We start from the raw sequence: 23375 nt of genomic DNA, 5'->3' as shown, positions 1-23375 counted from the left end.
TTTCGCCGCGATCTTGCCGTGTTGGCGCTTGACCTGCCGGTTACTCGGGTTCTTGGTTGTGGAAGCTTCTCCGGCATGATGTTTGCTGGAACACCATCCGGGTCGCTGCCGCCCGTACCGGCTATCGTCGTTCCGGAGCTTGCCATGTCCGCTTTCTCGCTCGCGTTTGGCGCGCCGCCGTCCCGGCGCGGGTTCGGGCGTATTCTCGTCGGAGGCGGGCTCGCCGCATCAGCGGGATTTGCCCGCACCGCCATAGCTGCGACGCCGCTCAAGTTTACGCTCGATTGGCGTCTCGAGGGACCGGCGGCGCTGTTCCTGACCGCGCTGGACAAGGGCTATTTCCGCGAGGAGGGGCTCGACGTCACGATCGAGCCGGGGACAGGCTCGCGCGAAGCGATACCGCGCGTCGCGACCGGCGAGTTCGAGGTTGGTTTCGGCGACGTGAATTCGCTGATCCGCTTCCGTGACGAGAAGCCGACGATCGATCTCAAGGCGGTGATGATGGTTTATGACCGGCCGCCCTTCGCGATCGTCGGGCGCAAGAGCCGCGGCATAAGCAGCGACCCCAGGAGTCTCGAAGGCAAGAAGCTTGGCGCGCCTGCCGCCGACGGCGCCTTCGCGCAATGGCCGGTGTTCAAGAAGATCAACGGCATCGACGATGCCAAGATCAAGCTTGAGAATGTCGGCTTCCCGGTGCGCGAGCCGATGCTGGCGTCGGGCGAGCTCGACGCGATCTTCGGCTTCGCCCACACCTCCCTGATCAATCTGAAGGCGCGCGGCGTGCCGGCCGACGACATCGTCACGCTGCTGATGGCCGATCACGGCATTGAGCTCTACGGCAACGCCGTCATCGTCTCGCCGAAGCTCTTGGCTGAGAAGCCGCAGGCGGTGCGCGGCCTGCTGCGCGCGATCACGCGCAGCGTCCGCGACGTCGTGGCCGATCCGGAGGCGGCGATCGCCGGCGTGCTCCAGCGCAATGAGGGCGCCCGCCCCGGGATCGAGCTTGAGCGCCTGAAGATGGCGCTTGACCACTATGTCATGACGCCGACCGTCAAGGCGCACGGCTTCGGCGGCATCGACAAGGCGCGCTGGCAGAAGGGGCTCGACCAGATCGGGCTGACCTTTTCCTTCAAGGACAAGGCGAAGGCAGGCAACGCCTTCGCCGAGGGCTTCCTGCCGGCGGAGGCCGAGCGCGCGTTCTGACCGGCTGAGCAGTTGACCTTAGGCCAAGGTGACAATGCGTTTGGCCTTCGCTTATCGTGCGCGCCCTCTGAGACAGAGCACGTTTGAACTTTCTCAGCCCTCATCCTGAGGAGCAGCGATCAGGCTGCGTTTCGAAGGGCTCCAGTCGGTTCCAGAGCCTTCTGGAGCATCCTTCGAGACGCGATCTGCGATCGCTCCTCAAGATGAGGGCTTGAAGAGGGCGAACAGATTCCGAGCAAGGGCCTGCCGCATGCTTCCCGACATCCGTGACTACGAGCGCCTGCGCGCTGCCTTCCGCTGGCGGATTCCGGAGCGCTACAATATCGGCGTCGATTGCTGCGACCGCTGGGCGGCGGTCGATCCCGGCAAGGTCGCGATCCTGGAAGTCGAGCCGGATTGGTCGGTCGTTCCGGTCAGCTATGGCGAATTGCGGGCGCAGTCGAACCGCCTGGCGAATGCGTTGCGCAAGCGCGGTGTCGGCGAGGGCGACCGGGTCGCGATCCTGCTGCCGCAGGGGCGCCTGGTGCCGATCGCGCATATGGCGGCCTACAAGCTCGGCGCGATCGCGGTGCCGCTGGCGGCATTGTTCGGCGCGGACGCGCTGTCCTATCGCCTGCGCGATTGCGGGGCGAAGGCGCTGGTCACCAATGCCGCCGGCCTATCAAAACTCGGCCAGATCGAGGAGAAGCTGCCCGATCTCGAACTGGTGATCTCGGCCGATGGGCCGGATGGGAAGGCCGAGGGGCTCGCACGCCTGCTCGAAGCCGAGGCTGAAGATTTCGCACCGATCGACAGCGGGCCCGACGATCCGGCGCTGATGATCTACACCTCCGGCACCACCGGCAACGCCAAGGGCGCGCTGCACGGGCACCGGGTCATGCTTGGCCATCTGCCGGGGGTAGAGATGCCGCATGAATTCCTGCCGCAGGCGGGCGACCTGATCTGGACGCCGGCGGACTGGGCCTGGGCCGGCGGCCTGCTCAACAACCTCCTGCCGGCGCTGCATCATGGCGTGCCGATCGTGGCGCGACCGACGGCCAAGTTCGATCCCGACGAGGCCTTCCGGCTGATGGCCGATCTCGGCGTGCGCAACTGCTTCATCCCGCCGACGGCGCTGCGCATGCTGCGAGCTGTGGAGAACCCACGCGGACGCTACGACCTCAAGCTGCGCACTGTCGCCTCGGGCGGGGAATCGCTCGGCGCCGAGACGTTGGCCTGGGGGCGCGAGGCGCTGGGGCTGACCATCAATGAGTTCTACGGCCAGACCGAGTGCAATCTCGTGCTCGCCTCCTGCGCCGAAATCGGCGTGGTCAAGCCGGGCTTCATCGGCAAGGCGGTGCCGGGCCATGAGGTCGCAGTGATCCGGCCGGACGGCAGCGTCTGCGAGCCGGAGGAGGAAGGCCAGATCGCGGTGACGCGGCCTGATCCGGTGATGTTCCTGCATTACTGGCGCAAGCCAGAGGCGACGCAGGCCAAGTTCATCGGCGACTGGATGACGACGGGCGACCAGGGCCTGCAGGACGCCGACGGCTATATCCGCTTCGTCGGCCGCGACGACGACGTCATCACCTCGTCGGGCTACCGGATCGGGCCGAGCGAGATCGAGGACTGCCTGCTGCGCCACCCTGCCGTGGCGCTGGCGGCGGTGGTCGGCAAGCCCGATGCGCTGAGGACCGAGATCGTCAAGGCCTTTATCGTGCCGAGGGCCGGCCACGAGGCCTCGCCGCAGCTCGTCGCCGAGATCCAGGGCTTCGTGCGCGAGCGGCTGGCGGCGCATGAATATCCGCGCGAGATCGAATTCCGCGAGGAGTTGCCGATGACCACCACCGGCAAGATCATCAGGCGGCTGCTGCGCGACGCCGGATGACGAGGGGCGCGCGGCGGATGGCGGTTGCCGTGACGGTGAGGCGGATATCGCCGAGCCGCTGCGGCACGGTGACGAGATGCGGGCCCGGGAGTTCGCCGATGATCTCGCGCTGGCGACTGCGCCGGCCGAGCCAGGCGACGAGCTGGGCCAGTGGCGCGAAGCTGGCGAAGCGGTCGTCCTCCACACCGCGATAGAGCCAGAGGCGCGGGCCCTTTCCGATCAGGATCGCGCTGGCGACCGGCGCGTCGTCGAGGCTCAGCAGGCCGACCCGGCAGCGATGACTGCGGGCAAGGTTGCGCGTCATGGCGCGCAGGAAGGCGCTCTCGCGGATGTCCTGCAGCGCGGCGCCGCCGGCGCGTCCCAGCGAACCGGACGCCTCCAATGCCAGATGGAGCTCGACCATGTCGCGCAACTCCTGGCGCGAGCGGGATTCGGCGAAGGCGAGCTTGCCGTGACGCGACAGGCCATGGCGCAGCGCAGCCAGCTTTGGCCCGCCGGTGCTGGCCGTCGGCGTCGGTGCCGGCTCGAGCGCCGCTGCGTGGCCTGTGAGCTCGGCGACCCGCAGCATGCCGTCGAGGAGCGGCCCGTCGAGATCGAGGCGATGCAGCTGGAGGTTCTGCGTGCTGGCGAGGCCCCAGCGGCCCGGCGCATGCAGCAGCGCCGCGATGATGCGTTCCGCCTGCTCCGTGTCGATCAGGGGCGCGGCGAGGCCGAGGCGCGAATTGCTCCAGCCGATCAAGACGTCATGGCCGAGCAAACGGCGCTGGAGGCGGGCTGGGACGAAGCCGAGCAGGCGCCGCGATGTAGCCGCGCCGTCCCAGAGCAGCAGGACGGTTGTGCCGCGGAAGTCGATGAGATGCTGTGCGGCGGAAAGCGCGAAGTCGGGTTCGAAGAACGGGTTCGGCTCGATGGCGCGGGCGGCGAGATCGCGCCATTCGGCCTCGATGGCGGCACAGGCGGCGAGCGGGCGGCTTTCGATCGAGAGGCCGGCCAGGCCCGAGGCGACGGCACGACTCCGCTGCGGCGGCGTCTCGTCCGGTGCAATCAGGGACGCGGCGAGGTTCGGCATGGCGCAGCCCTTTCGCGGCTCGCTCCGCTTCGGCGCACTTTCGTGCCGGATCGGCACGCGCGCACGGGGTGGAGCAGGGGTCTGCCTCTGACGAACCAAGAAGCGGGCCGATAGGGGCCGGTCAGGCGTGATAATGATGAGGTTCGGATTGGGCCGGCGCAGGACGGCCGAGGAAGGCCGACCAGAGACGAGCGACGGTCTCCTCCTCCAGGTCCTTGACGATCAGGACGAGTCGGGAACACCGGTCAGCATCGGGCCAGGCCGGAAGCAGCACCGGCGGATGCAGGATCTGTTGGACGGCATGGACGAGCAGCGGCCCTTCCGGGTGTTCGGTGAGGGCTACCAGACCCTTCAGCCGCAGCAGCCTGGCGCCGTGGGTCGAGCGCAATAGCGTCCAGAATAGGTCGAAGGTCGCCTCGCGGATCGGCGCCTCGGCGGTCAGGGTGAAGGCGCGGATGCTGGCGTCGTGGCGATTGACGTCGTGGTGATGGTGGCCATGGCCATGATGGTGATGGCCGTAGGGGGCATCGTGATGGTGGTCGTGATCGTGACCCTGCGGCGTCTCGGCCGCGAGCCAGCGCCGCAGTTCGTCCGGGCGCGCGGCGATGTCGTAGAGGCCGGCGCCGACGATCGCCTCGGCCGGGGCCTCGGGCGACAGGATCGGGCTGCCGGGATTGAGCTTCCTGAGCCGCTTGCGCAGTGCTTCGACGGCCTGCGCATCTGTCGCGATATCGGTCTTGGTCAGGACCAGCCGGTCGGCGGCGACCACTTGCCGAAGCGCTTCGGGATGAGCATCGAGCGTCGCCATGCCGTTGACCGCGTCGACCAGCGTGACGACGCCGTCGAGCCTGAAGCGCATGGCGAGATAGGGGTGGTTGATCAGGACGTTGAGGACGGGCGCGGGGTCGGCGAGGCCGGTTGTCTCGATCACCAGCCGCCGGAACGGCGCGACGCGCCCATTGTCGAGGCGGCGTAGCAGGTCCTCCAGCGTGACGATCAGGTCGTCGCGGATGGTGCAGCACAGGCAGCCTGAGGCGAGCAGGATCATGCCGTCCTCGATGCCTTCGACGAAGAGGTGGTCGAGGCCGATCTCGCCGAACTCATTGATCAGCACCACCGTGTCTGACAGCGCAGGATCCTTGAGCAGGCGGTTTAGCAGGGTGGTCTTCCCGGAGCCGAGGAAGCCGGTCAGCAGTGTCAGCGGGATCGGCTCGGGACGGACAGGCTGCTCGGGCATCGGGGCTCAGGTTCCGGGCGCGGCCACCGCCGGCAATCGACGGGCTCGCTTTTGTTCCAATATTACATTGGCGATGATCGCGGCGACAACAAGGGCGCCGCCGGCATATTGCAGCGAGCCGACGCGCTCGCCGAGGAAGACAGCGGCGATCGCGACAGCGAAGACCGGCTCGGCGCAGAAGGCGAGCGCTGCCGGGCCGGGGGCGACGCGGGCGAGCGCCATCACCTGAAGCAGGAAGCCCATCAGGTAGCCGCCGATCGTGATCGCGACCGCGACAGGCGCGAGCATCAGGGCCGACGGGGACTGGAACAGCTTGGTGAGGGCGAGGATCGCCAGTGTCACTGGCAGGATGACGAGATGCGACCAGAACAATTTCGGCACGGTCCCGGTGTCGCCGCAGCGTGCTGCCGAAAAGAACTGCACCGCGGCAAAAACGCTCGCAGCGAGGGCGAGTGCAAGGCCGCGCGGGTCGAGCCCATGCCAGTCGGGCCCGACCACCATGGCGACACCGAGAAAGGCGACGAGGGCGATCACCACCCGGTCGAGGCTGAAGCGGGCCGTGGCGACAAGCGGCTCGGCCAGCACGATAAGGATCGGAAAGGTGTAAAAGACAACGGCTGCCACCGTGATCGGCAGGAAGGCAACCGAGGAAAGATAGGCGCAGGCGGTGAGTGCCGTGCTGAGGCCGAACAGGGCGAGGGCCGGCCAGCGATGGCGCGGCACGGCGAGGCTGGCGCGCCAAAGAAGAGCGGCGCCGACGACGAGCGCCAGCATCAGGAAGACGCGGTAGAAGACGATGAGGGGGCCGCTCAGCCCCGCCTGGCTGGCGAGCTGGGCACTGACGATGTTGGTGCCGAAGGCCGCTGCGGAGGCGAGTGCCAGGGCAAGGCCTTGCTGGACCGAGGATGCACTGCGCTCCTGCACGTCGCAGTCCTCAGTCTTAGGTCTCGAGATCAGGCGTCAGGCTTGGCGGTAGTCGGCTTCGCGCCCGGCCGGGCCGGCGGCTTCGCCAGCGGCTTGGCCTGGGCCTGGCTCGGCTTGGTCTTGGCCGGAGCGGCCTTCTCCTGCCTCGGCTTGGTCAGCAGCGGCTTGGCGGCCGGCTTGTTCGCGGCCTTGATGCCGGCGGCCGCGCCCGGGCGCAGGCTGGCTGGCGTCGCGGCGCCGGGCTGGATCGCGCCCTGCAGGCGCATCGGGCTGGAATCGAGCGCGGCGGCAGCGGGCCGCTCCTCAGGGGTCGGCGAGACCGGCGCGAAGGCCGAGGAGGAGGGCGGGATCGCGCCGTTGCGCGAGAAGGTGCGATTGCCGGCGGTGAGGCCGGCGGCGACCGGCGCGCCGGGCTGGATCGTCTCGCGCGCGACCTGTGTATCAGGCTTGGCCACGGCGTTGGCGGCAAGCGGCGCCGAAGCCGAGCCGGGCGTGCGGCCGAAGGAGACCGGGTACGGATCGAACTTGGCGCGCGGGCCGAGTGTGATGCGGCCGGAGGGCGCACGCGTCAGCACCGAGCCGGACGCGCCGGCCTGGGGCGCGGCCACGGCGAAGCGATCGGAGGTGCCCTCGGCATTGCCGCCGACGCCGTTGTTCACCGAGACGAAGCTGATCGGCCCTGACGTATCGACATCGTCGCCGAGGGCGTGGCCACCGCGGCGGACGCTGTCGCAGATGCTGTAGGCGCGGCCGCCATTGCCGGCCGGCATGCTGGCGATGTTGCCGCCGCCGAAGCCGCCCCATTTGCCGAAGCCATCATCGAGCAGTTGCGCCGCCTTGACGGTGCGTTCCGCCCCTGAGCTGGCGCCCATGACGACGGCGATCAGCGTGCGGCCATTGCGCGTCGCGGTGGTGACGACGTTGAAGCCGGAGGCGCAGACGAAGCCGGTCTTCATGCCGTTGATGCCGTAATAGCGGCCGACAAGGCCATTGGTGTTGTTCAGCACCTGCTTGCCGAGCTGGACCGCGCCGGTGTTCCAGTAGTCGGAGTACTGGCCGAACTCGTTCATCAGCGCCATAGCGAGCACGGCGAGGTCGCGGGCGCTGCTCTGCTGGTCGGGATGATGCCAGCCGTTCGGATTGACGAAATGGGTGTCGTTCATGCCGAGGCGCCGGGCTTCGGCGTTCATCATCGAGACGAAGGTCTCGACATTGCCACCGACGCCCTCGGCGATGACATAGGCGATGTCGTTTGCCGACTTCACCATCATGATGCGCATGGCGTTGTCGAGCGTAACCTCCTGGCCGGCCCGGATATAGACCTTCACCCGCGGCTGGCTGGCGGCGAGCTTCGAGGCGGGGATCGCGGTCTCAAGACCGAGCCTGCCGTCGCGCACGGCCTTGAGCGCGAGGTAGAGCGTCATCATCTTGGTGGTGGAAGCTGGATGCCAGGCTTGCGTCGGGTTCTCGCTCGACAGCACGGCGCCGCTCGCGGCGTCAACGACGATGCTCGTGCCGGCCTCAGCCGGGACGGCGGCAGCGAGGAACGTGGCGAGCGTGGCGCCGGCGGCGAGGCGAAACGAGATCATCGGCTGAGGTCTGAACCTGTCTTGGCGGGGCCTGGGGCTTCAACGCGACGCTTGCGGCATTTTCGAGACGGTGGACGACAATCCTGCCTCGCAGATGACGCATACCTACCCTTTGTCGGGTGATTTGCCTAGCGCTGCATGGCAGTCCAAAGCAATGGGACAGGTTTTCTCTCGGAGTTTCGGCGCGTGAGTTTCACCCTCTTGTGGATACCGGTGACGCTTGCCGCCTCGCTGCTGCAGACCGCACGCAACCTGACCCAGCGTTCGTTGACCGAGGTGATTGGCGTCGTCGGCGCGACGCAGGTGCGCTTCCTGTTCGGACTGCCTTTCGCGCTCATCTTCCTCGTCCTAGTCTGCCTCGGGAGCGGCAGCCTGCCGCCGCTCCCGGATCTGCGCTCCTTCGGCTTCGCCGTGTTCGGCGCGTTGACCCAGATCCTTGCCACGGCGTTGATGCTGGCGGCGATGCGCGAGCGCTCCTTCGCGGTGACGACCGCCTACACCAAGACCGAGCCGGTGCAGGTCGCGCTGTTCGGCACGGTGCTGCTCGGCGATGCGCTCGGCTGGCCGAAATTCGCGGCGATCGTCGTCGCCACCGCCGGCGTGGTGCTGATGTCGTGGAAGCCGGGCGACAAGCTGAGCGCCGCGGGCCTGCGTCCGGCGGCGCTGGGAATCGGCGCCGGCGCGGCCTTCGCGCTGTCGGCCATCGGCTTCCGCGGCGCGATCCAGGCCCTGCTGGACGGCCACTTCCTGATGCGGGCGACGACGATCCTCGCTCTCGGCCTGGCGCTGCAGACCCTGCTCCTGACGCTCTACATGCTCGTCGCCAACCGTCCGGCGCTGATCCTCAGTCTGCGCAACTGGCGCCGTTCGCTCGCCGCCGGCTTCCTTGGCGCCGCCGCCTCGCAGTGCTGGTTCCTCGGCTTCTCGCTGACCACTGCGGCCAATGTGCGCACACTCGGTCTGGTGGAGGTGCCATTGGCGCAGATCGCCTCGCGCCGGATCTTCTCGGAAGGTACGAGCTGGCGCGAGCTTGCCGGCATGGCGATGATCGTCGCCGGCGTTGGTGCTCTACTGCTGCTGGCGATTTAAAAAACCGAGCCACTTATTTGTCGCAGTCGCTCCTTACGCCCGAACCGACGGGCCTATGGAGATGGATGATGGCGGCTACCTATCACTACGTCGGAACCTACGACGAACGCATCTTCGAGCGGGAATTCCGGGACCGTTTCGGCAAGAAGCCGCGCTACAACGCCAACGCGATTCCCGACCTGCTGGTGCTGCTCCGCCTGATCAACAGGGACACCAGCATCACCGATGTCCGCTGGGCGGCCTATATGCTGGCGACCGTCGCCTGGGAGACGACGAGCCCGGTCACACAGTTCGTCCAGGCCAAGAACAAGAAGGGCAAGCCGCTGATCGACAAGGCCGGCAATGCGGTGATGCTCAAGCGTCGCGCCTGGCTGATGACGATGGCGCCGGTCGACGAGGTCGGCCATGGCAAGGGCCGCAAATATCACGAGCCGGTCAAGGTCGCGACGCTCGCCGACGGCAGCGTCCGCGTCACCGAGCAGGATGGCGACCAGTTCAAGATCACCGCAAGCGGTGCGATCTCGAAGCTGACCAAGGGTGCCAAGATGGGCACTGTCGATGGCGGCGCCGCGGTCAAGGCCTACAATGACGATACGGGCACCGAGCTCGCCTATTTCGGGCGCGGCTATGTCCAGCTGACCTGGTGGTCGAATTATGCCACGACCGGCGCCGCGATCGGGCAGGGGCTCAATCTGCTGCTCGACCCGGAACTGGTTAAGACCCCCGCCATCGCCTATGCGGTGATGTCGCATGGCATGCTCACCGGTGATGGGTTCGCCAATGGCCGGAAGTTCTCGACCTATTTCAGCGGCAAGTCCCGCAACTATGTCGGCGCGCGCGCCATGGTGAACGGATCCGACCACGCCAAGGACATCGCTGCGATCGCCGAAGTGTTCGAGGCGGTGCTGCTGGCGGCCGGACCGAACCGGCCCATCACCTTCGCGCCACCGATCGATTCCAGCCTCGCCGGCATGCCGCTGCCGGGAGCCCGGTTCACCAGCCAGTCGAGGTTCTTTCAATGATCGGCCGGTCAGTGGCCGCTGCTGCGGCCACCCTCATCTTTGCGGCCGGCGTCGCCATGGCGCAGCAGCCAGGCAGCGCGCAGCGCTGCGGCTGGCTCGACAATCCGAGCCCGGGCAATGCCTCGCTCTACGACAGGGACGGCGAGTGGACGATCGCCGTGCAGGGCGGGCATCAGGCGAAGGGCGACTGGCCGCCGCCCTACAAGGCGGGCGAATGGCGCAAGAGCGGCAATGGCAGCTATGGCTATGGCTGCGCCTGCATGACGGTGAAGGTGGACGTCGAGGAGAAGAACGTCATCGAGATCGTCTCGGCCAAGGCGCGCCCGCTGGCTGCGTGCCGGAAGGACAAGGCACTGTCGGAGGTCGAAAAGACGCTGCGCTAGCCTTGCGGGTCGGAAGTCGCGCGAGGGGGTCGCGCGACATCTCGTCATGTCCTGACCGCAGGGCCGGTCGGCGCTCGCTCGCCGCGGGCTCTTGATCCGCTTGACTTCGCCCGGTTTCGTTGGCCTTTCCTCGCACAGGAGGAATGCGCGCTTGACGGCTTGTGGCCACGGGTGCGTGGAGGCAGATGTAGTGTATCTGCACATTAACCAGGAGATGGCTATGAGCGCTGCAATCGTCGGCTGGGCCCACACGCCTTTCGGTAAGCAGGATACCGAGACCGTCGAGAGCCTGATCGTGCGCGTCGCCACCGACGCGCTGATCGATGCCGGCATCACCGCCGACCAGGTCGACGAAATCGTGCTCGGCCATTTCAACGCCGGTTTCTCGGCCCAGGACTTCACTGCCTCGCTCGTGCTGCAGGCCGACCCGGCGCTGCGCTTCAAGCCGGCGACCCGCGTCGAGAACGCCTGCGCCACCGGCTCGGCAGCCGTCCATCAGGGCGTGCGTGCCATCAAGGCCGGAGCGGCCAAGGTCGTGCTGGTCGTTGGCGTCGAGCAGATGACCACGACGCCCGGCCCGGAGATCGGCAAGAACCTGCTGAAGGCTTCCTATCTCGCGCAGGAGAGCGATGTGCAGGGTGGCTTTGCCGGTGTCTTCGGCAAGATCGCCTCGTCCTATTTCCAGCGCCATGGCGACCAGTCGGATGCGCTCGCCATGATCGCGGCGAAGAACCACAAGAACGGCGTCGACAACCCCTATGCCCAGATGCGCAGGGATTTCGGCTACGCCTTCTGCCGCGAGGAGAGCGAGAAGAACCCTTACGTCGCCGGCCCGCTGAAGCGGACCGACTGCTCGCTGGTCTCGGACGGCGCCGCCGCGCTGGTGCTCGCCGACGAGGAGACCGCCAAGAGCATGCGCCGCGCCGTCGGTTTCCGCGGCATCGCCCATGTCCAGGACTTCCTGCCGCTGTCGCGCCGCGACATCCTGAAGTTCGAGGGCGGCGCGCGCGCCTGGCAGCAGGCGCTGGCCGCTGCTGGCGTCGCGCTCGACGATCTCTCCTTCGTCGAGACGCATGACTGCTTCACCATCGCCGAGCTGATCGAATACGAGGCGATGGGCCTGACCAAGGAAGGCGATGGCGCCCGCGCCATCAAGGAAGGCTGGACCCAGAAGGACGGCAAGCTGCCGGTCAACGTCTCCGGCGGCCTCAAGGCCAAGGGCCATCCGATCGGCGCGACCGGCGTCTCCATGCATGTGCTTTCCGCTATGCAGCTCGTCGGCGAGGCGCCGGAGGGCATGCAGGTGAAGGATGCCCGCCTCGGCGGCATCTTCAACATGGGTGGCGCTGCCGTCGCCAACTACGTCTCGGTGCTCGAGCGGGTGAAGTGAGGCGAGGGGCTGCCGGCGAACTCACGTCGGCGGTCATCCAGAAATTGGCCGGAGGGGCGGCGTGATCATCTTCTTCGCGCTGCTGCCTGCCTATGTGCTGTCGATCTTCTATCGCTCCTTCCTGAGCGTGATCGCCGCGCCGGTGATGGGCGACCTGCGCATCGGGCCAGCGGAGTTCGGCATGCTCGGCGCCGCCTGGTTCATGGCTTTCGCGCTGGCGCAGTTCCCGGTCGGCTGGGCGCTCGATCGGCTCGGGCCGCGCCGGACGGTGGCGGTGACCATGGCGGTCGGCAGCGTCGGCGCCTTCCTGTTCGCGCAGGCCGGCAGCGCCAATACCGCCACAGCCGCGATGGCGCTGGTCGGAATCGGCTGCTCGCCGATCTTCATGTCGTCGCTCTATCTGTTCGCGCGGACGCAGGCGCCGGCACGCTTCGGCCTGTTGACCTCGATCTTCATCGGCCTCGGCTCACTCGGCAATCTGGTCGGCGCGGCGCCATTGGCGCTGGCGGCGCAGGCTTACGGCTGGCGTCCGACCATGCTCGCCTTTGCCGCAGCCTTCCTGCTAGCGACGGTGCTCGCGGCCGCGCTGGTGCGCGATCCGCCTGTGGTCACCGACGCCACGGGCAAGCATCAGGGCCTGCTGCAGGGATTGAGGAGCATCGTCGCGATCGGGCCGCTCTGGCTGCTCGCGCCGATCACACTCGTCGGCTACGCCATCATCGCGACGGCGCGGGGCCTGTGGATCGCGCCCTATATGACCCAAGTCCATGGACTCGACGGCATCGCCGCCGGCCATGCGACGCTGGGCATGGCGACGACCATGATCGTCGGCGCCTTCGTCTATGGCGGGCTGCAGAAGCGGGCGAGGCGCAGCAAAGCACTGGTCGCCTGGGGAACGGTTGTGACCGGGATCGGCTTTTGCCTGCTCGCTCTGTTCGGCGAGCGCTCGATGCTCGGGGCCGCTGCCCTGTTCGCGCTGGTCGGCGCGACCGGCTTCACCTATGCGATCCTGATGGCGCATGCGCGCGAGTTCTTCCCGGCGCATCTGGTCGGGCGTGGCATGACTTTCGTCAATTTCCTGTTCATCGCCGGGGCAGGGCTTATCCAGTGGGGCTCCGGCTGGTTCGTCGCGGCGCAGCGGGCTGCGGGGCAAAGCGCTGCGACTGCCTTCGCCAACATGCATTGGGGCTTCGCCGCGCTGCTGCTGATCTCGACCGCGATCTATCTCCTCACACCCGAAGCGAAGCCTCGCCCAGAAACGGCATGAGCGCCGCAAGAGTGGATGGCGATGACTGCCGCTGCGGGAAATGGCCCAGGCCTTCCAGGACACTGCGTCTGTAGGAGGCAGCGAACAGATGCTCCTTGCCTTCGGACGTGGCGGGTGCGTTGCAGGGGTCGGCTGCCCCGTGGATCACGAGGCTCGGCACGCGAATGACCGGGTCGGCGGCAAGACGCGTTTCGATGGCGTCGTAGGCCGGATCGCGCTCCGCCAGGCCCCAGCGCACCCTGTAGGAATGCAGGGTGACGTCGGCCCAGTCGGGGTTGTCAAAGGAGGCTGCGGTGACGGCGAAATCGGCCTCGGGGAATGTCCAGCCTGGATTCCAGATATCCCAAATGTAACGCGTGAATTCGCGCCGCTTGCGCTGAACGAGTTCGGCGCCGCGCTCCAGCGCCATCAGCCACTGGTACCAGTAGTTCTGGGCTTGCGTCAGTTCGAGCGATTGGCCGGGGTCGTTCGTGCCCCAGCCGACCGAGATCGCGGCGCAGGCCGTGATCCGCTCGGGCGCAAGGGCACTGGCGATATACGCAGCACGTGCCCCCCAGTCATGTCCTGCCACGGCGAAGCGTCGCAGGGCGAGGGCATCGGCTAGATCGAGCACGTCCTGACCAAGCGCCGCCAACTGGCCAGTGCACAAGCCGGTGTCCCGCCGAAAGCGCGTCGGGCCGAACCCACGCAGATACGGACTGATCGTGCGCCATCCCGCTGCGTGCAGATCGGGAAGCAGGCCATCCCAGGTGCGCGGATCGTCGGGCCAGCCATGCAACAGGATGATGGGAGAACCGTCTTCCGGGCCGCTGATCTCGCAGGCGATGGCGAGATCGGCCGTTTCGACTTTCCGTTGCATGAGCATGGCTCGCGTTCCATCGGGTGACGCAAAATGTCGACAAGCGCGACAGAATAGAAACGGATAAATCAGATGCCAGAGAGTGAGATTTGCGATAAATCCGGCTCATGTACGACATCGAGCTGCTCAAGAGCCTCGTCGCGGTGATCGACCACGGCGGTTTCACCCGTGCCGCGGAGCGTCTGAATGCCACCCAGTCGACGATCAGCGGACATATCAGGCGGCTGGAGGTCCAGGTCGGCTGCAGCCTTCTGCAACGCTCGACTCGCCGCTCGCCACGACCAACGGAAGAGGGCGAGATACTGCTCGGCTACGCGCGCCAGATCCTTGCCTTGCAGGAAGGTGCGCGCCGGCGGCTCTCGGGCGTGAATCTGGATGGCAGCTTGCGCATCGGCATGTCGGACGACTTCGCAAGTGGGCGCGGACTGACCCGTGTCCTCGCGGGCTTCGCCGCGCTGCACCCCGCGATAAGGCTGGAGGTCGAAATCGCGAACAGTCTCGATTTGATGGCCGGTGTGGCGGCCGGCCATTTCGATCTCACCCTGGCCAAGATGCGCCGCGCCGATGGTGGTGGAGAGGTGTTGTGGCGCAGCGAGCTGGTCTGGGCAGGCCGTGCCGAAATGGCGCGCATGGAGCCTTTGCCGCTGGTCCTGTTCCCAGCTCCCTGCGCTTATCGCGACCGCGCCATGGCAGTGCTGCGCGAGGCCGGCCGGGACAGCCGCGTCGTCTACACCAGCCCGAGCCTCGCAGGCATCCGTGCGGCGCTCGCTGCGGGACTGGGCATCGCACCTCTCGCAAACGATCTGCTCAACCAGGAAGGTCCGAGAATCGGCGCAGAATCAGGTCTGCCGAATCTCGGCCTGGTCGAAATCGTGCTGCATCGCAACGCCGATGCGAAGGATCCGGCCGCCGACGCGCTGGTTCACCTGTTGCGAGAGCACTGGCGTTTGTAGGTCGTCCTTGACGCCTCAAGCCTCGCCCGGCGCCCGCGCCGAGATCGCCAGGGCGTGCACGCTACCGGCGAGTTCCTCGGAGAGCGCTGCGTTGACCAGGCGATGGCGTTCGAGCCGGCTCTTGCCGGCGAAGGCGGGCGAGACGATCTCGACGCGGAAATGCGTCTCGCCGCCCTCGCGCCAGCCGGCATGGCCATGATGCTGGTGGGATTCGTCGATCACCCTGAGATGCTCCGGTGCCAGCTGCGCGGTGAGCTTGCCGGCGATCCGGTCGGCCATGGTCGGCATGGATGCTTCTTTCGTGAGGAGATGGAGCGCTGACGCCCCTTGGTGGCGAGAACACCCATTCGCGCTCGACGGTCAAGATCGAGCTTGTGCAGCGCTGCCTCATTGGAGCCGGATTCTCCCGGCTCTCATGTCGAAGCCCGCACTCGCGACCGGGGGCGATGCGGCGTGCGGCCGTTGAGTTCGAAGCGTGGAAATACTATCTAGGGGGCGTCCCGGCCGCTTCGGCTGAACCGGGTTCCTTAAGCAATCAGGGTCAAGCTGCCGCCAAGGCGATCGGCTTGCTGCAGGCGCGGAGCGATCCGCGCGGCGGTCGGCTTGTCGGCGCAGCGTTCAACCCGCATAACCATGAGACGATGAACTTCAGCTCGCGCCTTTTCGACCGGATCAGGATCGGCCCTTCCGAGGCGGAAGAGGTGGTCGAGGCCGATGCGCGTCTTTGCGATCATCCCGGTTGCACCAAGGCGGGCGAGTTCCGGGCGCCGATGGGACGGGGCAAGGAAGGCAAGTTCTTCCAGTTCTGCCTCGAGCATGTGAAGGCCTACAACGCCACCTACAACTACTTCGCCGGCATGAACGACGAGGCGCTGGCGGCCTATGCCAAGCAGGAGGAGATCGGCCACCGGCCGACCTGGAAGCTCGGAGTCAATGCCAGCGCAGCCCGGATGGCACAGCGCGGGCGCGAAGCCGGCGGGCCGGAGATGCAGGATGCCTTCAACCTGTTCCGTGGCCGCGCCGGCCGCGAGCAGGAACGGGCCGAGCCCAGAGTCGGTGTCCTCGCTAAGAAGGCGCTGGAGACGCTCGACCTCGACGAGAGCGCCGACCGCGCCGCGATCAAGGCGCGCTATAAGGAACTGGTGAAGCGCTTCCACCCCGACGCCAATGGCGGCGACCGCTCACGCGAAGGCCGGCTGCAGGAAATCCTCAAGGCCTACCAGACGCTGAAGAGCAACGGGCTGGCCTGACATGTCGCAGTCTGGACCGGGCTCGTCGGTCCCGATAGAAAACCGCGGACATATCAGTCGGCGGAGCACGTCATGACGATGGATTCGCAGGTGATCGCCCCCGCCGATGCGGAGGAGCGCCGACGCAAGCCGCCGGTCGTCGTCTATCCCAATGGTAGCCTGCCGGGTGCCGACATGGCGATGCTGGCGCGTGCCCGCCAGACCTTGACCAAGCGCGACGAGATCATTGTGCCGCCGCGCGAGGCCGGCAGTTTCCGGGTGCCGAAGGGCCACTTCTTTCGGGTCGTCAGCATCGAGGGGCCGCAGGTCGGCGACCTCAATCTATGGAACGCGGACGATCTCGACGAGCGCTTCTTCAGCGGCAAGACGCGCGCCCTGCACGCGACCCATGTCGGGCTGGGCGACCGGCTCTGGAGCAACCTGCCGTACCTCAGGCCGATGGCGACGATCACCCATGACACGCTCGGCTGGTACGGCTTCGACCAGGACGGCGCCGGCGTGCACGACGTGATCGGCACGCGTTGCGATCCCTATACCCACCGGCTGCTCGGCGATGGCGGCGACTACCATCATTGTTGCCATTCCAACCTCGCCCGGGCGCTGGGACAGGCGCGGGGGCTGCCGGCGCGCGAGGTCGAGCATCACGTTCACGACGTGCTCAACGTCTTCATGTGCACCGGCTTCACCCGGGACACGCAGCAATACTTCATGAAGGCGAGCCCGGTCCGGCCGGGCGACTTCCTTGAGCTCTTCGCCGAGATCGACCTGCTCGGGGCGATCTCGGCCTGTCCCGGCGGCGATTGCGGCCAGACCCATTCGAGCGACGTCGCCATCTGCCACCCGCTCAAGGTCGAGATCTACGAGGCCGACCCTGCCACGCTCGCGGGCTGGCGCTCGCCGCAGCGAAGCCCTTACGGGCGCAGTCACGGCGAGCAGGGCTGACGCCTGCCCTTTCCGTCACGGTCGGGCTTGTCCCGACCAGCCACGTCTACGCTTCGTTGATCAAACTCGGCGTTCAAGACGTCGATGCTCGCCACAAGGGCGAGCATGCCGCGCTGGAATAGCGTCGTGTTCATGGGTTCCGGGCGCGCCGCTTTGCGGCGCCCCGGAATGACGAACCCGCCTCAGTTCTTCAGCAGCGAGTTCATCCCGTCGGTGTCGAGATTGTCGGAGCCGCGCAGGCTGCTGCGCTCGGTCGAGCTCGGCTGGTCGTCCTGGCCGCCGCCCGAGGCGACCGAACCGCCGCCATCCGACGCCGGGGCCTGCCCGCCCGCGCCTGCCATCTTGCGCAGCAGGGCGCTGGCCTGGAGCAGCGCGGTCATGCTCGTCGCGGTGTTGTAGCTGTTCGGATCGTTCGGAGCGAGGCCACCCTGCTTGTGCAGGGCGATGCCGGCATTGCCGGCGTTGTAGAGCAGCGAGCCGGACGAGCCGCCGAGCGTGTCGCAGCGATGGCGCAGTTCGGCGGCATCGCCCTGCTGGCGCGTCGCCATGCAGCGGAAGCGGCTCATCACCTTCGGCCGGCCGGCCGGATGGTGGATCACCATCAGCGAGGGCGCGCCGCCGGTCGGGGTCGCTGCGAGCTTCACCGAACCATAGGTCGCTGTCGGATTGCCCTTCGCCTTGACGATGGCGTAATCGAGATTGGCGTTGAATTCGACCGGCTTGGGGTCGAGCTCGAATACCTTTGCGCCCTTGCCGTCCTGCGTCAGGAAATCCATGACGATGATGGCGCGCATCGGCGTCATCTCGCCGCTCTGCGGCAGGCAGTGATGGTTGGTGAGGACATAATCGCCCGGCAGCAGCTCGCCGGTGCAATGGGCGCCGGACTGCTTGCCGGTCTTGTTGTCCTTCAGGAGAATGTCGATGCGCCCGACGGGCTTGGCCATCCTGGCGAGCGGATCGCGCTGGTCGAGTTCCGCGATCGGCTCGAAGGCGCCCTTGTTGTTCTCGATATGGGTCGCGGCGTCGCCGGTGCTCTGCCGGCGCGGCATGCTGATCTTGCCGAAATCGCTGGGGTCGAAGCCCGAGACCTGGGCAGCGGCGGGCGCTGCGAGGACAAGGCAGGTGGCGCCGATCAAGGCAGCGCGGATGGTGCTTGCGGTCAAATGGGTCTGCAGCCAAGCGGGCATGCGCTTCTTCCTCTCCTCAGCGAATCCCTTGCGGCCCTGCCGGCTGCCGCCATACAGCGCGACCGGCGCCGACACTGTGGCGACAATCGAGCGGTTTCGGGACGATAGTCATCCGCACGCGCTTGGGGAAGCCTGAGCTCTTTTCGCGCCTGCGGAGGGCTGGGGAATGTGGCACGGTCAAAACTCCCTCAGCCCTCATCCTGAGGAGCCGCGAAGCGGCGTCTCCAAGGATGGTTCAGCTAGCTCGGAGCCATCTGGGTCATCCTTCGAGACGGCCCTGCGGGCCTCCTCAGGATGAGGGCTGCGGTTTTCGCGCCCTCAGCCCTTCTTCGCCGCGAGCCCGGCGACGTCGGCGATGATGCCGTCGAGTGCGAAGTCCTTCGGGGTATAGATGCGCGCCACGCCCATGTTCTTCAGCGCGTTCTCGTCATCGGGCGGGATGATGCCGCCGACGACCACGGGCACGTCCATGCCGGCGACGCGCAGGCGGGCGGTGACGTCGCGCACCAGCGGCAGATGCGAGCCGGAGAGGATGGAGAGCCCGATGATGTCGGCCTCCGTCTCCCTGGCCTGCGTCACGATCTCCTCGGGCGTCTGGCGGATGCCGCCATAGGAGACCTGCATGCCGGCGTCGCGGGCGCGCACCGCGATCTGCTCGGCGCCGTTCGAATGGCCGTCGAGGCCGGGCTTGCCGACGAGGAAGCGCGGTGGGCGGCCAAGGCGCTCGGTTGCCTTGGCAACGGCGGCCTTGACGGTGGCGAGCCCGGCGTCGTCGCCGAGCTTGGTGGTGTCGACGCCGGTCGGCGCGCGATATTCGCCGAAGATCTCGCGCAGCGTCTGGGCCCATTCGCCGGTGGTGACGCCGGCCTTGGCGCAGGCGATCGAGGCCGGCATGACGTTGCGGTCTTCTTTCGCCGCGCTGGCGAGCTCGGCGAGCGCGATCTCGACCGCCTTGCCGTCCCGCGCGGCGCGCCAGGCTTTCAGCCGGCCGACCGCCTCGATCTCGACCGAATCCGGCACGGTGACGACGGCGCCGTCGCCGGCCGAGAGCGGCGAGGGCTCGCTGGTGGTGAACTTGTTGACGCCGACGACGACCTGCTCGCCGCGCTCGATCGCCTCGATCCGGCGGGCGCCGTTCTCGACCAGCGCCTTCTTCATATAGCCGCTCTCGACGGCGGCGAGCGCGCCGCCCATGGCGTCGATCTTCGCCAGCTCTGCCAGCGCGGCGACTTTAAGTGCCTCGACCTTGGCGTCGATCTCCTTCGAGCCGTCGAAGATGTCGCCGAATTCGAGCAGGTCGGTCTCATAGGCCAGCACCTGCTGCATGCGCAGCGACCATTGCTGGTCGAAGGGGCGTGGCAGTCCTAGCGCCTCGTTCCAGGCCGGGAGCTGCACGGCGCGGGCGCGGGCCTTCTTCGACAGCGTCACCGCCAGCATCTCGATCAGGATGCGGTAGACATTGTTCTCGGCCTGCGGCTCGGTCAGCCCGAGCGAGTTGACCTGGACGCCATAGCGAAAGCGGCGGTGCTGTTCTTCCAGCACATTGAAGCGCTTCAGCGTGATCTCGTCCCAGAGATCGACGAAAGCCCGCATCTTGCAGAGCTCGGTGACGAAGCGCATGCCGGCATTGACGAAGAAGGAGATGCGCCCGACGACGCTGCCGAACTCCTCCGGAGCCACTTCCGGCCGGGCCCTGATCGACTCCAGCAGGGCGATCGCGGTCGCCAAGGCGAAGGAGAGCTCCTGCACCGGGGAGGCGCCGGCCTCCTGCAGATGGTAGGAGCAGACGTTCGTCGGGTTCCATTTCGGCAGTTCGCGGGCCGTGAACACGACGATGTCGGTGGTCAGCCGCATCGAGGGACGCGGCGGGAAGACATAGGTTCCGCGCGACAGGTATTCCTTGACGAGGTCGTTCTGGGTCGTGCCCTGCAAGGCGGCGCGGTCGGCACCCTGCTCATCGGCGGTGGCGATATAGAGCGAGAGCAGCCAGGCCGCCGTCGCATTGATCGTCATCGAAGTGTTCATCTGCGCCAGCGGAATCTGGTCGAACAGCGCCCGCATGTCGCCGAGATGGGTGATGGGAACGCCGACCTTGCCGACCTCGCCGCGCGACAGGACATGGTCGGGGTCGTAGCCGGTCTGGGTCGGCAGGTCGAAGGCGACGGAGAGGCCGGTCTGGCCCTTGGCGAGATTGGTCCGGTAGAGCTTGTTCGACTCGGACGCGTCCGAATGACCGGCATAGGTCCGGAAAATCCAGGGCTTGTCGCGCTGGATCTGTTTCCCGAGCGGATCGATCGCGTTCATGGTCGCTCCCTGCCGTGCCGTCTTGATGTGCTCGTGCAATCTCGATTGTTGCACTGCAGCGAAGATAACGCCAGAGGTTGGCAAAGGTCGTGTCAGACGTTCGGATAATGCGCGCGGTCATGCGCCAGGCCGGGTTTCTCGGCGGGGCGGAGGCGTATAGCGTCGCTCGACCTCATCTTCAGCAGAATCCGATGACGCAATCCTTCCCACCGCGGCCAGCCTTCGCCAGTTGGCTCTCGACCGGCAACAGCATCACCCAGCAGTTCATGGCGATCGGCGGGCGGCCGGATGTCGTCAGCCTCGCCGGTGGTCTGCCGGCGAGCGAGCTCTACCCGGTCGAGGCGATTGCCGCGGCGCAGGAGCGCGCGCTGACGCGCTGGGGCACGCAGATCCTCGAATACGGCGCGATCGAAGGCTTGCCAGCGCTGCGCGCCGCGATCGCCGAGCGCTTCAGCGCTGCCACCGGACGCCGCTTCGGGCCGGAGAATGTGCTCCTGACCACCGGTGCGATGCAGGGGCTCGACCTCGTCGGCAAGGCGTTGGTCGATCCCGGCGAATTGATCCTGTCGCAATTCCCGACCTATCTCGGTGCGCTCGATGCCTGGCGCCCGCGCATGCCACGCTATGAGAGGCTCGACTGGAGCCTGCAGGCGCCGGGCCACGATGCGGCGCTGCGACAGGCCAAATTCGTCTATGCCGTGCCGAACTACTCCAATCCGACCGGCGTGCTGGTGCCGCAAGACGAGCGCGCCGCCTTGCTCGACAAGGTCGAGGCGGCCGGGACCTGGCTGCTCGAGGACGACCCCTATCTGCCGCTGCAATTCGATGGGCCGGCCGGGCCGAGCATCCTCGCCCATCATGGGCAGCGCCATCCGAGCGGCGCCTATGCCGGGCCGGTGATCTATCTGGGCACGCTGTCGAAGAGCCTGGCGCCGGGTTTGCGTGTCGGCTGGGTCGTAGCCGAAGCCTCGCTGATCGCGACGCTGGCGCTGGCCAAGCAGTCGACCGACATCGCCTCCAGCCTGCTGACGCAGGCGATCGCGCTCGAGATGATCGAGAGCGATTTCGAGGCACAGCACATCCCGAAGATCGTCGAGACCTATCGCGAACGCCGCGATGCGCTCTGCGCCGCCGCGACGACGCATCTCTCCGACTGGTTCGAATGGGAGGTGCCGCCGGGCGGCATGTTCGTCTGGATGCGGGCCAAGGACGAGGCAATCGACACCGACGCGCTCTATGCCCATGCGCTGGCCGAGAACGTCGCCTTCGTGCCGTCGAGCGTGTTCGATCCGACTGGGGCGCTGAAGAGCGCGATGCGGGTCAATTTCACGCGCTCGCCGCCGGAGGTGCTGGTCGAAGGCGTGCGCCGGCTGGAACGCGCGGTGCGCCGCCTGCTCGCCGAGCGGCCCGGCCGGGCAGCCTGAACTAGATCAAAGAAAAACCGAGGAACCGCCGATGCCGACCCGTCTCGCCACGCCCGCCCATCCGCGCCTGCCGCAAGCCCTGATCGACGCCTGGCAGGCGGTGCCGAGCTCGGTGATCGCCGATCAGCTTAACGGCACCGGCCACGCCGATCCGGCGATCCGGCCGACGCGCCCGTTCGCGCCGGGCAAGCGTTTGGTCGGCCAGGCGATCACCGCCTGGTGCGAACCGGCCGATTACGGGCCCGTGCATCATGCGATCAGCGTGGCCGAGCGCGGCGATGTCATCGTGGTCGCGGCTGGCGGGCGCAAGGATGCGGCGATGATCGGCGACCTGCTTGGCGGTGCCGCAAGGCGCAAGGGCATTGCCGGTGTCGTCGTGGACGGCGCGGTGCGCGATGTCGGGCCGGTATCGCAATGGCCGGACTTCGTCTTCTTTTCGCGCTGGATCATGCCGCGCGGCCCGTCCTCCATGGAGCGCGGGATCGTCAACGGGCCGATCGTCTTCGGCGGCGTCGCCGTCCAGCCGCATGACCTCGTCGTCGGCGACGATGACGGCCTCGTCTTCGTGCCGCATGGGCTGGTCGAGGCCAAGCTTGCGCCCTGCCTGGCGCGGGTGAAGGCCGAGGCCGAATGGGAGGTGCTGCTCGCCGGCGGTGCCTCGACGGTCGAGACCTTCAAGGTGCCGCCGATGGAGAAGGCCTGACCGGCCTCTAGAAGCTCTCGACCCAGGGCCTGAGCTCGACCTCGAGCGACCAGGCGCTGCGCGGCTGCCGGAGCACGTCGAGATAGCTCTGGGCGATGGCGTCCGGATCGAGCGTGTTGTCGCTCGTATCGGGGTGGCGGCTGCTGCGCACGGCGCCGTCTATGACGAAATGCGCGACATGGATGCCCTTCGGCCCGAGTTCGCGCGCAGCGCTCTGGGCAAGGCCGCGCAAGGCGAACTTGCCCATGGCGAAGGGCGCCGACAGCGCAAACCCCTTGATGCCGGCGGTCGCGCCCGTCAGCAGGATGGCGCCGCGGCCATGCGGCAGCATGCGTTTCGCCGCCTGCTGCGTTACCAGAAAGGCGCCATAGGCGGTGACCGCGAGCGCCTGCGCGACCGCCGCGGGATCGAGCTCGGCGATCGGCCCACGCAGGCGACCGCTGGCGTTGTAGATGACCACGTCGGGCTCGCCGATCTTAGCGTCCGCCGCTTCGAACAGATTGGCGACGGCAGTCGGATCGGACGCATCGACCTGGAAGGCCGCAGCGCCGGTCTCGGCTGCGAGCGCGGCGAGCTTCTCGGTATTGCGAGCGGCGAGGCCGACCTTGACGCCTTGCGCCGCCAGGGCGCGGGCGACAGACGCACTGATGCCGGAGCCGGCGCCGACGATCAGGGCGCTGCGATAGGGCAGGGAGGTCATTGCGAGGTCTCCG

Annotated in this window: 21 protein-coding genes; 12 read left to right on the top strand and 9 right to left on the bottom strand. The window is 67.4% G+C overall.

The features are described from left to right. The first annotated feature begins 144 nt into the window (after positions 1-144). Positions 145-1203 carry an ABC transporter substrate-binding protein gene (locus ACFPOB_RS16105; RefSeq protein ID WP_377799427.1) on the top strand — a complete coding sequence of 353 codons (1059 nt, stop codon included), beginning with the start codon at positions 145-147 and terminating at the stop codon, positions 1201-1203. Positions 1204-1453: 250 nt separating this feature from the next. Then, positions 1454-3070, top strand: a complete 1617-nt coding sequence (locus tag ACFPOB_RS16100) for an acyl-CoA synthetase (RefSeq protein ID WP_377799426.1) — start codon at positions 1454-1456, stop codon at positions 3068-3070. On the opposite strand, the gene ACFPOB_RS16095 is transcribed toward ACFPOB_RS16100, so the two are convergent. From ACFPOB_RS16095 to ACFPOB_RS16080, 4 genes are all read right to left on the bottom strand, one after another. Next, positions 3042-4139 (bottom strand): GNAT family N-acetyltransferase, encoded by a 1098-nt coding sequence (locus ACFPOB_RS16095; RefSeq protein WP_377799425.1) that lies wholly within the window; start codon positions 4137-4139, stop codon positions 3042-3044. The genes ACFPOB_RS16100 and ACFPOB_RS16095 overlap by 29 nt on opposite strands. Positions 4140-4260: 121 nt before the next feature. Beyond that, entirely contained in the window at positions 4261-5376 is a 1116-nt protein-coding gene (locus ACFPOB_RS16090; RefSeq protein ID WP_377799424.1) for a CobW family GTP-binding protein, read from the bottom strand. A 6-nt stretch (positions 5377-5382) separates the two neighbouring features. Continuing rightward, on the bottom strand, positions 5383-6300 hold the full coding sequence (locus ACFPOB_RS16085; protein WP_377799423.1) for an EamA family transporter: 918 nt from the start codon (positions 6298-6300) through the stop codon (positions 5383-5385). 29 nt (positions 6301-6329) lie between these two features. After that, positions 6330-7889: a D-alanyl-D-alanine carboxypeptidase family protein gene (locus ACFPOB_RS16080; RefSeq protein ID WP_377799422.1), complete on the bottom strand. Its 1560-nt coding sequence runs from the start codon at positions 7887-7889 to the stop codon at positions 6330-6332. Between the two features lie 186 nt (positions 7890-8075). On the opposite strand from ACFPOB_RS16080, the gene ACFPOB_RS16075 reads away from it, so the two are divergent. The 5 genes from ACFPOB_RS16075 to ACFPOB_RS16055 all read left to right on the top strand — a co-directional run bounded on the left by ACFPOB_RS16075 (position 8076) and on the right by ACFPOB_RS16055 (position 13040). Then, a complete protein-coding gene (locus ACFPOB_RS16075) occupies positions 8076-8978 on the top strand; it encodes an EamA family transporter (RefSeq protein WP_377799421.1) in 903 nt (300 codons plus the stop codon). 68 nt (positions 8979-9046) lie between these two features. Further along, positions 9047-10000 carry a glycoside hydrolase family 19 protein gene (locus ACFPOB_RS16070; protein ID WP_377799420.1) on the top strand — a complete coding sequence of 318 codons (954 nt, stop codon included), beginning with the start codon at positions 9047-9049 and terminating at the stop codon, positions 9998-10000. An 11-nt stretch (positions 10001-10011) separates the two neighbouring features. Further along, on the top strand, positions 10012-10383 hold the full coding sequence (locus tag ACFPOB_RS16065; protein WP_377799419.1) for a DUF4087 domain-containing protein: 372 nt from the start codon (positions 10012-10014) through the stop codon (positions 10381-10383). 220 nt (positions 10384-10603) lie between these two features. Next, a complete protein-coding gene (locus tag ACFPOB_RS16060) occupies positions 10604-11773 on the top strand; it encodes an acetyl-CoA acetyltransferase (RefSeq protein ID WP_377799418.1) in 1170 nt (389 codons plus the stop codon). 61 nt (positions 11774-11834) lie between these two features. Beyond that, complete coding sequence (locus tag ACFPOB_RS16055) at positions 11835-13040, top strand: MFS transporter (protein ID WP_377799417.1); 1206 nt, start codon at positions 11835-11837, stop codon at positions 13038-13040. Here the strand turns inward: ACFPOB_RS16055 and ACFPOB_RS16050 are convergent. Then, the gene (locus ACFPOB_RS16050; protein ID WP_377799416.1) at positions 13003-13905 is read right to left on the bottom strand and encodes an alpha/beta fold hydrolase; all 903 of its coding nucleotides are present in this window, start codon (positions 13903-13905) and stop codon (positions 13003-13005) included. The two genes, ACFPOB_RS16055 and ACFPOB_RS16050, sit on opposite strands and share 38 nt — an antisense overlap. 101 nt (positions 13906-14006) lie before the next feature. Here ACFPOB_RS16050 and ACFPOB_RS16045 point away from each other — a divergent pair, with 101 nt between their 5' ends. Then, positions 14007-14852, top strand: coding sequence for a LysR family transcriptional regulator (locus tag ACFPOB_RS16045; protein ID WP_377799415.1), 846 nt, complete (start codon positions 14007-14009; stop codon positions 14850-14852). A gap of 15 nt (positions 14853-14867) precedes the next feature. On the opposite strand, the gene ACFPOB_RS16040 is transcribed toward ACFPOB_RS16045, so the two are convergent. Next, positions 14868-15131 (bottom strand): BolA family protein, encoded by a 264-nt coding sequence (locus ACFPOB_RS16040; RefSeq protein ID WP_377799434.1) that lies wholly within the window; start codon positions 15129-15131, stop codon positions 14868-14870. A gap of 287 nt (positions 15132-15418) precedes the next feature. Between ACFPOB_RS16040 and ACFPOB_RS16035 the strand changes: the two genes are divergently transcribed. Beyond that, on the top strand, positions 15419-16102 hold the full coding sequence (locus tag ACFPOB_RS16035) for a J domain-containing protein (RefSeq protein WP_377799414.1): 684 nt from the start codon (positions 15419-15421) through the stop codon (positions 16100-16102). A 72-nt stretch (positions 16103-16174) separates the two neighbouring features. Further along, the gene (locus tag ACFPOB_RS16030; RefSeq protein WP_377799413.1) at positions 16175-17044 is read left to right on the top strand and encodes an urea carboxylase-associated family protein; all 870 of its coding nucleotides are present in this window, start codon (positions 16175-16177) and stop codon (positions 17042-17044) included. 182 nt (positions 17045-17226) lie between these two features. Here ACFPOB_RS16030 and ACFPOB_RS16025 read toward each other — a convergent pair whose 3' ends face one another. Together ACFPOB_RS16025 and ACFPOB_RS16020 are read right to left on the bottom strand one after the other, a co-directional pair. Then, positions 17227-18231 carry a trypsin-like serine peptidase gene (locus ACFPOB_RS16025; RefSeq protein WP_377799412.1) on the bottom strand — a complete coding sequence of 335 codons (1005 nt, stop codon included), beginning with the start codon at positions 18229-18231 and terminating at the stop codon, positions 17227-17229. A gap of 318 nt (positions 18232-18549) precedes the next feature. After that, positions 18550-20535 (bottom strand): methylmalonyl-CoA mutase family protein, encoded by a 1986-nt coding sequence (locus ACFPOB_RS16020; RefSeq protein ID WP_377799411.1) that lies wholly within the window; start codon positions 20533-20535, stop codon positions 18550-18552. Between the two features lie 191 nt (positions 20536-20726). On the opposite strand from ACFPOB_RS16020, the gene ACFPOB_RS16015 reads away from it, so the two are divergent. Then, positions 20727-21959, top strand: coding sequence for an aminotransferase-like domain-containing protein (locus ACFPOB_RS16015; RefSeq protein WP_377799410.1), 1233 nt, complete (start codon positions 20727-20729; stop codon positions 21957-21959). A 31-nt stretch (positions 21960-21990) separates the two neighbouring features. After that, complete coding sequence (locus ACFPOB_RS16010) at positions 21991-22662, top strand: RraA family protein (RefSeq protein WP_377799409.1); 672 nt, start codon at positions 21991-21993, stop codon at positions 22660-22662. A gap of 7 nt (positions 22663-22669) precedes the next feature. Here ACFPOB_RS16010 and ACFPOB_RS16005 read toward each other — a convergent pair whose 3' ends face one another. Next, positions 22670-23362 carry an SDR family NAD(P)-dependent oxidoreductase gene (locus ACFPOB_RS16005; protein ID WP_377799408.1) on the bottom strand — a complete coding sequence of 231 codons (693 nt, stop codon included), beginning with the start codon at positions 23360-23362 and terminating at the stop codon, positions 22670-22672. Positions 23363-23375 lie beyond the last annotated feature (13 nt).

This window comes from Allobosea eneae (assembly GCF_042657265.1).
Taxonomy (GTDB): domain Bacteria; phylum Pseudomonadota; class Alphaproteobacteria; order Rhizobiales; family Beijerinckiaceae; genus Allobosea; species Allobosea eneae.
The sequence above is the reverse complement of the archived record's forward strand: the minus strand, read 5'-3'. Positions and strand labels throughout refer to the sequence as shown.

What these genes read in the sequence shown, in the direction of transcription:
- ACFPOB_RS16095 (WP_377799425.1), bottom strand. Translation starts at nt 4,139, where the DNA reads ATGCCGAACCTCGCCGCGTCCCTGATTGCACCGGACGAGACGCCGCCG.
- ACFPOB_RS16090 (WP_377799424.1), bottom strand. Translation starts at nt 5,376, where the DNA reads ATGCCCGAGCAGCCTGTCCGTCCCGAGCCGATCCCGCTGACACTGCTG.
- ACFPOB_RS16070 (WP_377799420.1), top strand. Translation starts at nt 9,047, where the DNA reads ATGGCGGCTACCTATCACTACGTCGGAACCTACGACGAACGCATCTTC.
- ACFPOB_RS16015 (WP_377799410.1), top strand. Translation starts at nt 20,727, where the DNA reads ATGACGCAATCCTTCCCACCGCGGCCAGCCTTCGCCAGTTGGCTCTCG.
- ACFPOB_RS16080 (WP_377799422.1), bottom strand. Translation starts at nt 7,889, where the DNA reads ATGATCTCGTTTCGCCTCGCCGCCGGCGCCACGCTCGCCACGTTCCTC.
- ACFPOB_RS16010 (WP_377799409.1), top strand. Translation starts at nt 21,991, where the DNA reads ATGCCGACCCGTCTCGCCACGCCCGCCCATCCGCGCCTGCCGCAAGCC.
- ACFPOB_RS16030 (WP_377799413.1), top strand. Translation starts at nt 16,175, where the DNA reads ATGACGATGGATTCGCAGGTGATCGCCCCCGCCGATGCGGAGGAGCGC.
- ACFPOB_RS16025 (WP_377799412.1), bottom strand. Translation starts at nt 18,231, where the DNA reads ATGCCCGCTTGGCTGCAGACCCATTTGACCGCAAGCACCATCCGCGCT.
- ACFPOB_RS16045 (WP_377799415.1), top strand. Translation starts at nt 14,007, where the DNA reads ATGTACGACATCGAGCTGCTCAAGAGCCTCGTCGCGGTGATCGACCAC.
- ACFPOB_RS16005 (WP_377799408.1), bottom strand. Translation starts at nt 23,362, where the DNA reads ATGACCTCCCTGCCCTATCGCAGCGCCCTGATCGTCGGCGCCGGCTCC.
- ACFPOB_RS16105 (WP_377799427.1), top strand. Translation starts at nt 145, where the DNA reads ATGTCCGCTTTCTCGCTCGCGTTTGGCGCGCCGCCGTCCCGGCGCGGG.
- ACFPOB_RS16050 (WP_377799416.1), bottom strand. Translation starts at nt 13,905, where the DNA reads ATGCTCATGCAACGGAAAGTCGAAACGGCCGATCTCGCCATCGCCTGC.
- ACFPOB_RS16020 (WP_377799411.1), bottom strand. Translation starts at nt 20,535, where the DNA reads ATGAACGCGATCGATCCGCTCGGGAAACAGATCCAGCGCGACAAGCCC.
- ACFPOB_RS16060 (WP_377799418.1), top strand. Translation starts at nt 10,604, where the DNA reads ATGAGCGCTGCAATCGTCGGCTGGGCCCACACGCCTTTCGGTAAGCAG.
- ACFPOB_RS16040 (WP_377799434.1), bottom strand. Translation starts at nt 15,131, where the DNA reads ATGGCCGACCGGATCGCCGGCAAGCTCACCGCGCAGCTGGCACCGGAG.
- ACFPOB_RS16100 (WP_377799426.1), top strand. Translation starts at nt 1,454, where the DNA reads ATGCTTCCCGACATCCGTGACTACGAGCGCCTGCGCGCTGCCTTCCGC.